The sequence below is a fragment of the Streptomyces sp. CRN 30 genome (assembly GCF_034105845.1).
In genome coordinates this window covers 1-11,546 of the sequence record NZ_JAVRHI010000507.1, presented here as the reverse complement: position 1 = coordinate 11,546, position 11,546 = coordinate 1, and the positions used below count along the sequence as shown (strand labels likewise).

10 protein-coding genes are annotated in these 11,546 nt (G+C 74.9%); 8 read left to right on the top strand and 2 right to left on the bottom strand.

Annotation, left to right across the window (positions count from 1 at the left end):
- Positions 1-70 precede the first annotated feature (70 nt).
- From UW392_RS58270 to UW392_RS58245, 6 genes are all read left to right on the top strand, one after another.
- Entirely contained in the window at positions 71-889 is an 819-nt protein-coding gene (locus tag UW392_RS58270) for a polysaccharide deacetylase family protein (protein WP_320783613.1), read from the top strand.
- A gap of 44 nt (positions 890-933) precedes the next feature.
- Positions 934-1,125, top strand: coding sequence for a hypothetical protein (locus tag UW392_RS58265; RefSeq protein WP_320783612.1), 192 nt, complete (start codon positions 934-936; stop codon positions 1,123-1,125).
- A 359-nt stretch (positions 1,126-1,484) separates the two neighbouring features.
- A complete protein-coding gene (locus UW392_RS58260; protein WP_414497586.1) occupies positions 1,485-2,228 on the top strand; it encodes a peptidyl-tRNA hydrolase in 744 nt (247 codons plus the stop codon).
- Between the two features lie 162 nt (positions 2,229-2,390).
- On the top strand, positions 2,391-3,197 hold the full coding sequence (locus tag UW392_RS58255) for a DUF4142 domain-containing protein (protein WP_320783611.1): 807 nt from the start codon (positions 2,391-2,393) through the stop codon (positions 3,195-3,197).
- A gap of 113 nt (positions 3,198-3,310) precedes the next feature.
- A complete protein-coding gene (locus UW392_RS58250) occupies positions 3,311-4,705 on the top strand; it encodes a DUF692 domain-containing protein (RefSeq protein ID WP_320783610.1) in 1,395 nt (464 codons plus the stop codon).
- 113 nt (positions 4,706-4,818) lie between these two features.
- Complete coding sequence (locus tag UW392_RS58245; RefSeq protein ID WP_320783609.1) at positions 4,819-6,519, top strand: alpha/beta hydrolase; 1,701 nt, start codon at positions 4,819-4,821, stop codon at positions 6,517-6,519.
- Positions 6,520-6,552: 33 nt separating this feature from the next.
- Here UW392_RS58245 and hemQ read toward each other — a convergent pair whose 3' ends face one another.
- Positions 6,553-7,290, bottom strand: coding sequence for a hydrogen peroxide-dependent heme synthase (gene hemQ / locus UW392_RS58240; protein ID WP_320783608.1), 738 nt, complete (start codon positions 7,288-7,290; stop codon positions 6,553-6,555).
- Positions 7,291-7,294: 4 nt separating this feature from the next.
- A complete protein-coding gene (hemG, locus tag UW392_RS58235) occupies positions 7,295-8,779 on the bottom strand; it encodes a protoporphyrinogen oxidase (protein WP_320783607.1) in 1,485 nt (494 codons plus the stop codon).
- A gap of 169 nt (positions 8,780-8,948) precedes the next feature.
- Between hemG and UW392_RS58230 the strand changes: the two genes are divergently transcribed.
- Positions 8,949-9,983, top strand: a complete 1,035-nt coding sequence (locus tag UW392_RS58230; protein WP_320783606.1) for a DUF4349 domain-containing protein — start codon at positions 8,949-8,951, stop codon at positions 9,981-9,983.
- Positions 9,984-9,992: 9 nt separating this feature from the next.
- A complete protein-coding gene (locus tag UW392_RS58225; RefSeq protein ID WP_320783605.1) occupies positions 9,993-11,384 on the top strand; it encodes an FAD-dependent oxidoreductase in 1,392 nt (463 codons plus the stop codon).
- Positions 11,385-11,546 lie beyond the last annotated feature (162 nt).

The window sequence follows — 11,546 nt, the reverse complement described above, 5'->3', positions numbered from 1 at the left end:
GCTGAGCCATAGGGGTGGCATGACATCCGAAATAATCTGTTAATCACATTTATCCGGTTACCGTCATTTGGTGATCCTCCACGTCCGGCACCTCACCGCGGCCTGCGCCCTCTGCGCCGCCCTCACCGCCTGCGGCACCGCACCGGCACCCCCGGCGCCGCAGGCGACACGCCGCCCCACCCTGGCGGCGCCCGCACGGCCACCGGCCCTCGCGCCGGTCGTCGAGCACGGCTCCCGCACGCGGGGCAGAACCGTGGCGCTCACCTTCGACGCCGACATGACCGCCGGCCAGGGGGCACGCGCGGCCGCGGGCGAGCGGTTCGACAACCCCCGGCTGATCGCGACGCTGCGCCGCCTCGCCGTCCCGGCCACCGTCTTCATGACGGGACGCTGGGCCGAAGAGTACCCGGCCCAGGCCAGATCCATCGGCGGCCACCCGCTCTTCGAGGTCGCGAACCACTCGTACAGCCACCACGCCTTCACCGACGACTGCTACGGGCTGCCGAGCCTCCCCCGGAAGCGGATGCGCACGGACGTCGAACGAGCGTTCACCGCCTTCCGCGAGGCAGGGGTACGGGACGTCGTGCCCTACTTCCGCTTCCCCGGTGGCTGCCACGACCGCGGCACCCTGCGGGCCCTCGCGCAGACCGGAGTCACCGTCGTGCACTGGGACGTCGTGAGCGGCGACGCGTTCGCGACGGACGCGGACGCGGTGGCGCGGCAGGTGCTGGACGAGGTGCGCCCGGGCTCCGTGGTCGTCATGCACTGCACCCGCAGCGCCGCCCCGGTGACCGAACGCGCCGTACGGAAGATCGTGCCGACGCTACGGAAGCGCGGGTACCGGTTCGTGAAGGTGTCCGAGCTGATCGGGGCGGCCGCACGGCGGTGAGCGGGGCGGGCGGGAGAGGTGGGCGACAGACCTACGCTGGACGCATGAGTGACTACTGCGCCACCGGTCCGGAGGACGGGGACGAGAAGGGCCGGCCGGCCGCGGCCGACGGCCCGCCCTGGGCCGAGTGCGTGCTGTGCCGGGAGCCGACGGAGTACCCGGAGTCGTACAAGGGCGTCACGCTGTGCCCCAGGTGTGAGTGGCAGGAGGCGCAGCGGGCGGCCTGTTCAGGGTGAGCGGCGGGTGGTGAGCGCGCAGGCGGCGGCCGTGGCGGCCGTCGTCACCGGGGCGGCCGACAGCACCGGCAGAACCGGTACAGGGACAGTGGCCTGGGCCGCCGCCACGGGCCGCGCGGGCGCTGGGTGCTGCGCGGGGTCGACGTGACCGTGGCGCGGTGCGGACGGCGGTCGACGCGCTGGTGACCGGCTCCCAGGACCGTCCAGCCGGATCCGTAACCCGCTGCTCGCCCCGCTCCCCATGCGCCTCATCCTCGTCATCCTCGGCTTCCCCGTCATCCCCGCCATCCCCGCCATCCTCGTACGGATGTACGGGCACGCGCAGGAGTCCCGGTCTTCTGCCTGGCAGACTGGGACATGTGACCGTTGATGCTCGTCCGAGCCCCGCGACCAGCCCGTTCCGCCATGAGGAGATCTCCCGCGACGAGGAGGTCTCCCGCGACGAGGCGCCCCAGTTCGTGCTGCCCCTGGTGGTGCGGATCGAGAAGGCCGCTCCCCCGGCGCGTACCGACGCGCTGGAGACGGCGGCCCGGGCTGTGCTGGTCATGCTGAGCGACGAGCGGTCCGTGGACGAGGGCGAGTGGGCGCGGGCGGTGCGGGACTGGCAGGACGCCCGGATCCGCAAGGTGGTGCGCCGGGCGCGCGGTGCGGAGTGGCGGCGCGCGGAGGCGCTGCCCGGGATCACGGTGACCGGCGGGTCGGCGGAGGTGCGGGTGTTCCCGCCGGTGCCGCTGGACGGCTGGCCCAAGGACCTGGCGAAGCTCCAGGTCTCCGGCACGGACCTCGACGACCCCGAGCCCCCGGGGCAGGCGGACCCGTCGGCGCCCGTGCTGTGGCTGAGTCCGGACGTGGAGATGTCGGCGGGCAAGGCGATGGCCCAGGCGGGGCACGGCGCCCAGCTGGCCTGGTGGGAGCTGTCCGACGAGGAGCGCGCCGTCTGGCGCGGGGCGGGTTTCCCGCTCGCCGTGCGCACCGCCGGCCCCGCGCGCTGGCGCGAGCTGACCGTCTCCGGGCTCCCCGTGGTCCGCGACGCCGGCTTCACGGAGATAGCTCCGGGCTCCTGCACTGTGGTGGCGGACCATCCGGCGCTGCGCCGGGGCTGAACCGGCTCCGGGGCGCGCCCCGGAGTGGAACGAGGGGCGCGCAGGAGGCGCGCGGACGTCCCCACGCATCCACTTGAACATCACAGCCGCTTCACACGTATCTCCCGGTGCTGGCCAAGTATCAGATCCCAACGACCAGTTGGTTTCCCCGGGAGGCTCCACATGCGGCGCATCAACGGCTCCGTCCTCGTCAGCCTGGCACTCATCGGCACCGTCGGCGCGCTGGCGTTCCCCGTGTGGTCGTACGCCGACCGGTCGGGCACCGAGCAGGCCAACGTCGCCGCCGGCACGGTGAACACCCGGTGGGGTCCGCTCACGGCCCAGGACCGTGATCTGATCGTGCGCGTCCGGCTGGCCGGCCTGTGGGAGCTGCCCGCGGGCCAGCAGGCCCTGGAGCGCGCGCCCACCGAGGCGATCAAGGAGGCCGCCGACCACCTCGTCGTCGGCCACACCGACCTCGACAACCGCGTACGGATCGTGGCGGAGCAGCTCGGCGTCGAACTGCCCAACGTGCCGACCGAGCAGCAGCAGGGCTGGCTGGACGAGATGACGCAGGCCCAGGGCGCCGAGTACGAGTACAAGTTCGCCAACATCCTGCGCGCGGCCCACGGCAAGATCTTCCCGGCGATCGGCGCGGTGCGGAACAACACCCGCAACACGCTGGTGCGCCAGCTGGCCTCGGACGCCAACCAGACCGTGCTCGACCACATCACGGTGCTGGAGCAGACGGGCCGGGTCGACTTCGACGCCATCGCCAACGACACCGCCGCCGGTTCGACCGCCAGCCCGACCGGCCCGCCGGCCCCCCGGCCCGGCTTCTCCGCGCCCGCCGCGCCGCCGGCCGAGGCGACCGGTGACGTCAGCGTGACCTCGCAGCCCTCACCCGGCGAGCCCGGCACGGTCAACACGAACCGGCCGGAGGCGACGGTGCCGGACCTGCCGCAGCAGACCGAGGGCCAGATCGGCTGAGCCGAAGCTCAAATGTTCCTCTGAAGGTCCGGCCCCCGCGGTTCGGCGCCGTCGCCCGGGGCCATCACTCCGGCACGCGGTGACGCGGGGGCGCGGGAGCACGAGGGGGAACGATGGAGCAGTCCGTACGGCTGGGGACGGGCATCGGCTGGCGGCCGGAGATAGCGGACGCCGTGGAGCGCATGGCGGGCACGGCGGGCATCGACTGGGTCGAGGTCGTGGCGGAGAACGTGTGCCCGGGGCACCTCCCCGAGTCGCTGACCCGGCTGCGCGAGCGGGGCGTCACGGTCGTACCGCACGGCGTCTCGCTCGGCCTCGGGGGCGCGGACCGCCCCGATCCGGAGCGGCTGCGGGCGCTGGCCGAGCGGGTGCGGGCACTGGGGTCCCCCCTCGTGACGGAGCACATCGCGTTCGTCCGGGCGGGCGGCCCGCCGACCGGGGCGCCGGCGCTGGAGGCGGGCCACCTGCTGCCCGTCCCGCGCACGCGCGACGCGCTGGACGTGCTGTGCGAGAACGTGCGCATCGCCCAGGACGCCCTGCCGGTGCCGCTGGCCGTGGAGAACATCGCGGCGCTCCTGTCCTGGCCGGGCGAGGAGCTGACGGAGGGTCAGTTCCTGTACGAGCTGGCCGACCGTACCGGGGTCCGGCTGCTCATCGACGTGGCCAACCTCCACACCAACCACGTCAACCAGGGCGAGGACCCCGCCCGGGCGCTCGACGAACTCCCGGTCGAGGCCATCGCGTACGTCCATGTGGCGGGCGGCTTCGAACGGGACGGCGTCTGGCACGACAGCCACGACCGCCCCGTGCCCCCGCAGGTCCTCGACGTCCTGGCCGACCTGGCCTCCCGGGTGGTCCCGCCGGGCGTCCTCCTGGAGCGGGACGAGAACTTCCCCGACGAACCGGCCGAGCTGGAGCGGGAGGTGACGGCGATACGGGAGACGGTACGGGGTGCCTCCGGCCGGGGTGCGGTGCCGAAGGGCACCTCCGGACGGGGCGCCCCCGGGCGGGGCGCCCCCGAACGCACCGGTGCGGCCATCGGCTCCAGTGCGGACACCGGCTCTCCCTCGGTCACCGACTCCGCGGACACCGGACCCGCCCGGCAGCGTCTCGCGCTCGGGCAGGCCGCCCTGCTGTCCGCGCTCGTCGCCGGGGCGCCCGCGCCCGCGGGGTTCGACCCGGAGCGGCTGGACGTGCAGGCGCGGGCGCTCGCCGGCAAGCGGGCGGACGTCGTGGCCAAGGTCGCGCCGGAACTGCCGGAGATCCTCGGCGGGTCGTACCGCCCGGCCTTCCTCGGGTACGCGCGGGAGCACCCGATGACCGGCGGGTACCGCCACGACGCCCTGGACTTCGCCGAGTACCTGCTGCGCGCCGGGCGGGTCGAGGACGCCGGGACGCGCCGGCAGGTGCGTGCGTGGTGGCTGGAGCGCTCGGGGCCCGCGCCGCGCTCCGCGCGCAGGAGCGTGCGCCTGGCGCGCACGGCTCGCCGGGTGCTGCTCGGCCGCTGAGCGTACGGCGGCCCGGGGCAACCGGGCGCTCCCGGCGGCCCGGTTGCTTTACTTCCCCCACCGCCGCTCGAAACATCCCTTCTGTACCACCGTGCACCACGAAGGGATACGCGATGAGAGCCGCCGCCGTCCATGGGGCCGTCGGGTCCTTGCTGCTGACCGTGCTGACCGCCGCCCCCGCGGGCGGCGACACCAGCCGGTGGCCGGACGCCCGCAACGCCGCCGAGGCACACGGCACGGCGGTCGCCGAGGAGCAGGGCACCGCCGTCGCCGCCCGGCGCGCCGCGACGGCGGGCATCCGCTTCGGCGCGTGCCCGAAGGACGAGGCCCTCCCGGCGGCCCTGCGGTGCGGGACCGTCACCGTGCCGCTCGACTACGCCCGCCCGAACGGGAAGAAGATCAAGCTGACGGTCAGCCGGATCGGGGCGACCGGCGAGGGCGGTGAGGAGGCCGGTGGGGCGACCGGTGGGAAGACCGGCGGCGAGGCCGACGGCAGGGCGAAGGTCGCGCGGCAGGGCGCCCTCGTCTACAACCCCGGCGGACCCGGCGCCTCCGGAATGCACTTCCCGCTGATCGGCCACCTCCCCGAATGGCGGCGCATCGCGGGCGCGTACGACCTCGTCGGCTACGCCCCGCGCGGGGTGGGCCGCTCGGCGCCGCTGTCCTGCCGGGACCCGCAGCACCTGCTGAAGGGGCCCTCGCAGGAGCCGACGCACCCTTCGGAGTCGTACAAGCGGGAGCGCGTCGCACGGGCCAAGGCGTACGCGCGCGGCTGCGCCGAGCGGGGCGGCAGCGGGCTGCGGCACTACCACTCGCTCAACAACGCACGCGACCTGGACGTGCTGCGCGCCGCGCTCGGCGAGGAGCGGCTCACGTTCATGGGTGCCTCGTACGGCACGTACATCGGGGCGGTGTACGCGACGCTCTTCCCCTCGCACGTGCGCCGCATGGTGTTCGACTCGGCGGTGAACCCGGACCCGGAGGAGGTCTGGTACGGCAACAACCTGCGCCAGTCGGCCGCGTTCGAGCGCCGCTGGGCGGACTTCCGCGCGTGGACGGCCCGGCACCACGCGGTGTACGGGCTGGGCCGGACCGCGCGGGAGGTGCTGCGCAGTTACGAGCGGGCGCGGGCGCGGCTCGCCGCCGAGCCCGCGGGCGGCAAGGTCGGGCCGGGCCAGCTGCAGGCCGCGCTGCTGCAGGCCGCGTACTTCGACGACCACTGGCCGCAGCGCGCGCTGGCCCTGTCCCGGTACCTGAAGGGCGACCCGGAGCCGCTCGTGCGGCAGGCGGCGCCGAGCACGGAGGGGGCCGCCGAGGCGGAGAACGGCAACGCCGTCTACACGGCCGTGGAGTGCAACGACGCCCCCTGGCCCACCGACTGGCGCACCTGGGACCGCGACAACACGCGGCTGGCCCGCACGGCGCCGTTCGAGACCTGGGACAACGTGTGGATGAACCTGCCGTGCGCGTACTGGCAGGTGCCCCGGCAGCGGCCGCTCGACGTGCGCACGGACCGGGGCGCCCTGGCCCCGACGCTGATCATGGCGGCGGAGCGCGACGCGGCGACCCCCTACGAGGGGGCGCGGGAACTGCAACGGCGGCTGTCCGGCTCGGTGCTGGTCACCGAGCGGAACGCGGGCTCGCACGGTGTGGCGGGCGGCCGGAACGCGTGCGTCAACGCGTACCTGGAGGCCTACCTGCTGGAGGGGCGGCTGCCCGCGCGGCACGCGGCGTGCGCGCCGCGCCCGGAGCCGCGGCCGGCGGCGTCGGGCGACCGCTCCGCCGAGGAACGGGCCGCCCGGCTGCTGCGCTGACCGGCCGGGGCCTGTGCCGGATCAGGGCCCGTGTCAGGCCAGGCCCTCCACCAGCTCCGCCACCGACCTGCGGCGGCCGGTGTAGAACGGCACCTCCTCGCGGACGTGCCGCCGGGCCTCGGAGCCGCGCAGGTGACGCATGAGGTCGACGATGCGGTACAGCTCGTCGGCCTCGAAGGCGAGCATCCACTCGTAGTCGCCGAGGGAGAACGAGGCGACCGTGTTGGCGCGCACGTCCGGGTAGCCGCGGGCCATCTTGCCGTGGTCGGCGAGCATCTTGCGGCGCTCGTCGTCGGGCAGCAGGTACCACTCGTAGGAGCGGACGAAGGGGTAGACGCTGATGTAGTCGCGGGGCGTCTCGTCGGCGAGGAACGCCGGGATGTGCGAGCGGTTGAACTCGGCGGGGCGGTGCAGCGCCATGTTCGACCACACCGGCGTGAGCGCGCGGCCGAGCTTCGTGCGGCGGAAGAGGTTGTACGCCTCCTGCAGCTCGTCGCTCGTCTCGGCGTGCCACCAGATCATGAGGTCGGCGTCGGCGCGCAGGCCCGACACGTCGTAGGTGCCGCGGACGGTGACGTCCTTGGCGGCGAGCTGGTCGAACAGCTCCTGGACCTCGTCGGCGTAACCGGCGCGGTCCTCGGGCAGCACGTCCTTCAGCTTGAAGACCGACCACAGGGTGTACCGGATGACCTCGTTGAGGTCCTTCGCCAGCTTGCCCTTGTTCGGGATGCGGGCAGGGTCGGTGGCAGTGATGGGTGCGTCGTCACTCATGGGTTCATTCTCCCGCTCCGTCCCGCGGCCCTCGCACCGGGTCGGCGGTGAGCCGCCGCACACCGCGCGGGTCATGGCCGAGGGCGTCGTCCACCGCCGCGTACGCGCTCGCGATGCTCGCCGGGACGCCCACGCCGTCGTACGCGGCGCCGCACACGGCGAGGCCCGGCAGCTTCGCCACGTGGTCGCGGACGCGGGCCACGCGCGCGTGGTGGCCGACCGGGTACTGGGGCAGACCGTCGGTCCAGCGGGTGACGCGGGTGGCGACGGGGGCGGCGGCCAGGCCGGTGGCCTCGCGCAGGTCGTGCCGGGAGACGTCCACGAGGTGCTCGTCGTCGTGGCCGAGGATCTCCGTCTCGCCGTACCGCCCGACGGAGGTGCGGACGACCAGCAGGTCCGGGTTCTCGTCCGCGATCCAGCCCCACTTGCGGGACGCGAACGTCGACGCCTTGATGGTCCGCCCGTCGACCGGCGGCACGAGGAAGCCACTGCCCTCGGGCAGGTCCGCCTCCGCACGGCGGTAGGCGAGGGTGACCAGGGCCATGGAGGCGTACTCGACGGCGGCCAGCTCGGACGCGGCGGCCGGGGCCTCGGCGCGCAGCAGCCCGGCGGCGGCCGGGGCGGGCACGGCCACGACGACCGCGTCGGCGTGCAGCACGCGGCCGCCCGCGACGACGCGCCAGGCACCCGCGTCCGCGTCCGTCGTCCCCGTCCGGCGCAGCTCCGTCACCGGGGTGCCGGTCAGGATCTCGCCGCCGCGGGCGCGGACGGAGTCGGCGACGGCGAGCGGCAGCGTGCCGACGCCGCCCTCGACGCCCATGAACACCGGCCCGGCCGGTGCCGGTGCCGCGGCGGTCCGGCCCTGGATCGCGCGGACGGCCGCCGTCAGCGAGGTGTGCGTGCGGGCCGCCTCGAAGAGCTGGGGAACCGCCGAGCGCATCGAGATGCGGTAGGCGTCGCCCGCGTACACCCCGCCCAGGAGGGGTTCCACCAGGCGGTCGACGACCTCGCGGCCGACGCGCGCCGCCACGTACTCCCCCACCGCCACGTCGTCGCCGATCTCCGTGCGGTCCAGGCCGGTGTCGCGCTCGACGCGCGCGAGACCCTCCTCGGAGAGCACCCCGGCGACGGCGGAGGCGGTCCCGGGCACGCCCATGACGTGTCCCTTGGGCATGGGCCGCAGGGCACCCCGGGTCCAGATCGAGGCGGAGGCGGTGGCGGGCGGCCCGAGGCGGTCGCCGAGACCCACCTCGCGCGCGAGGCCGACCGCCTCGGGGCGGCGCGCCAGCAGCGACTCGGCGCCGAGGTCCACGCGGGCACCCGCGATCTCCCCGGCCAGCAGCTTCCCGCCCAGCCGCGCCGAGGCCTCCAGCACGGTCACCCGCGCGCCCCGCTCCAGCAGCCGGTGCGCGGCGGCCAGCCCCGCGATGCCGCCCCCGATGACGATGACCTGCCTGGTGTCCGCACTTACCGCACTAGATCCGCGCATGGAACCACCCTCTCAGACACCACTGACAGTCACCGACGCCGGTCACGGTGTCCGGTCCGCGTCCCGACCGTGACCTCTTCGGGACCCGGTCCCGCCAACGTCCCGGCCCCCTGCGGCGTCGTAGGAGCGTCCGTCACGTCCGTCACGAACGACCAACGGGGGAACCGACATGGCTCCAGGCACCACCGGGACGACACGCGCACCACGGTCCGGGCCGGCGGTCCGGCTCGTGGCGGCCGGGCTCCTCGCCGCCGCGCTGGCCCTCACCGGGTGCGGCGCGTCCGACAGCGGGGGCGGCTCCGAGGCGGCCGACGCCCCGGCCGTCCAGCGGGCCGAGCCCGGGACCGGCGCGGAGGCCGCGGAGGCCGGCGCCGGGAGCGGTGCCGACGAGAGCACCGGAGACGAGGACAACGGGGACGAGAGCGGCAGCGACGGGAGCAGCGGCGACAAGGCCGCCGAGGCTCCCGGCCTGACCGCGCAATCCGTCATCCGCACCGCCTCGCTCACCGTGCGGGTCAAGGACGTTCCCGAGGCGCTGGCCGCGGCCCGCGCCGCCACCGAGGACGCGGGCGGGTTCGTCGGCGAGGAGACCACCGGCCGCGACGCGGAGGGCTCTGGGCACACCCGTGTCGTCCTGCGCGTCCCCACCGACGCGTACCAGGAGGTCCTCGCCTCCCTGGAGGGCACCGGCGAGCTGGTCGAGCGCGGGGCGAAGGCCCAGGACGTCACCGACCAGGTCGTCGACGTGGAGAGCCGCATCACGTCGCAGCGCGCGAGCGTGGCCCGGATCCGCGAGCTGATGGACCGGGCGACCGGGCTCACCGACGTCGTCACCCTGGAGGGCGAACTGAGCAGCCGTCAGGCCGATCTGGAGGCGCTGCTCGCCCGGCAGGCGTCCCTGAAGGACCGCACCGGCCTCGCCACCATCACCCTGCACCTGTCCGACGCGGCGGCGGACCGGGAGGGCGGGGACGGCGAGGACGGGCAGCCGGGGCTCGTGGACGCGCTCACGGGCGGCTGGGACGCCTTCGTCGCCGTGCTCCGCTGGTGCGTGATCGTGCTCGGCGCGGTCCTGCCCTTCGCCGCGTCCCTGGCGCTGCTGCTGTTCCTGTGGCTGCGGCTGGTACGGCCCCGGCTCCCGCACCGGCCGGCGACGGACGGCCGGCGGGACCCGCGGGGGCCCGCCGGACCCCCGGCCCCGTAGCGTGGCCCCATGGTCAAGAGCCGTGGGAGAGAACGACTGGTCGTGGTCGGCGGCGATGCGACGGGCATGTCCGCCGCGTCGCAGGCGCGCCGGCTGAGAGGACCCGACGAGCTGGAGATCGTGGCGTTCGAGCGGAGCGGCTTCGCCTCCTACTCGGCGTGCGGGATCCCGTACTGGGTGGGCGGCGACGTCACCGAGCGGGACCACCTGATCGCCCGCACGCCCGAGGAGCACCGGGCCCGGGACATCGATCTGCGGATGCGCACCGAGGTCACGGAGATCGACGTCGAGAAGGGGCGCGTCCGCGCGCGGGACGTCGGTTCCGGGGACGAGTCCTGGACGTCGTACGACAAGCTCGTCATCGCCACCGGTGCCCGGCCCATCCGCCCGGCGCTGCCCGGGGCCGACGCCGCCGGGGTGCACGGGGTGCAGACCCTGGACGACGGCCAGGCCCTGCTGGACACCCTCGCCGCCACCGAGGGCCGCCGTGCGGTGGTCGTCGGGGCGGGCTACATCGGCGTGGAGATGGCCGAGGCGCTGATCTCGCGCGGGTACGAGGTGACCGTCGTCAACCGGGGCCGGGAGCCCATGGCGACGCTCGACCCGGACATGGGCCGTCTGGTGCGCGAGGCCATGGAGGGCATGGGCATCGGCATGGTGAACGACGCCGAGGTCACGGAGATCCGCACCGACGACGAGGGGAGGGTCCGCGCGGTCGTCACGGCGGACGCCGAGTACCCGGCGGACGTGGTGGTCCTCGGCATCGGCGTGCGCCCCGAGACGACGCTCGCCCAGGAGGCGGGGCTGCCGCTGGGCGGGGCCGGGGGGCTGCTGACCGACCTGGCGATGCGGGTGCGCGGCCACGAGGACATCTGGGCCGGCGGCGACTGCGTGGAGGTGCTCGACCTGGTCTCCGGCCGCGAGCGGCACATCGCGCTGGGCACGCACGCCAACAAGCACGGGCAGATCATCGGCATGAACGTGGGCGGCGGGTACGCCACGTTCCCGGGCGTCGTGGGAACGGCCGTGAGCAAGGTCTGCGCGCTGGAGATCGCCCGCACCGGACTGCGCGAGAAGGACGCGCTACGGGCGGGACTGCGTTTCGAGACGGTGACGATCGAGGCCACCAGCCGGGCCGGCTACTACCCGGACGCGGCTCCCATGACGGTGAAGATGCTCGCCGAACGCGGCACGGGACGCCTCCTCGGGGTGCAGATCGTCGGCCGTGAGGGCGCGGGCAAGCGCGTGGACATCGCCGCGGTGGCGCTGACCGCGGGGATGACGGTGGAGCGGATGACGACCCTGGACCTGGGGTACGCGCCACCGTTCTCCCCGGTGTGGGACCCGGTGCTGGTGGCGGCGCGCAAGGCGGTCGGCGCGGTGCGGCGCGCGGGCGCGTGACGACCGGGCGCCGGGCTGAGGGCGCGTGACGACCGGGCACCGCGCGCCGTACGCCGCCCGCCCGCCCGGGGTTCGTCCACCGGCTCCTACGCCGAGCCGTTGATCCGCTCGATGGCCTGGCGGGCCTGCTCGGCCGGGGGCCGCGGCGGCAGGGAGGAGACC

What these genes read in the sequence shown, in the direction of transcription:
- UW392_RS58245 (WP_320783609.1), top strand. Translation starts at nt 4,819, where the DNA reads ATGAGAGCCGCCGCCGTCCATGGGGCCGTCGGGTCCTTGCTGCTGACC.
- hemG (WP_320783607.1), bottom strand. Translation starts at nt 8,779, where the DNA reads ATGCGCGGATCTAGTGCGGTAAGTGCGGACACCAGGCAGGTCATCGTC.
- UW392_RS58265 (WP_320783612.1), top strand. Translation starts at nt 934, where the DNA reads ATGAGTGACTACTGCGCCACCGGTCCGGAGGACGGGGACGAGAAGGGC.
- UW392_RS58225 (WP_320783605.1), top strand. Translation starts at nt 9,993, where the DNA reads ATGGTCAAGAGCCGTGGGAGAGAACGACTGGTCGTGGTCGGCGGCGAT.
- UW392_RS58230 (WP_320783606.1), top strand. Translation starts at nt 8,949, where the DNA reads ATGGCTCCAGGCACCACCGGGACGACACGCGCACCACGGTCCGGGCCG.
- UW392_RS58255 (WP_320783611.1), top strand. Translation starts at nt 2,391, where the DNA reads ATGCGGCGCATCAACGGCTCCGTCCTCGTCAGCCTGGCACTCATCGGC.
- hemQ (WP_320783608.1), bottom strand. Translation starts at nt 7,290, where the DNA reads ATGAGTGACGACGCACCCATCACTGCCACCGACCCTGCCCGCATCCCG.
- UW392_RS58250 (WP_320783610.1), top strand. Translation starts at nt 3,311, where the DNA reads ATGGAGCAGTCCGTACGGCTGGGGACGGGCATCGGCTGGCGGCCGGAG.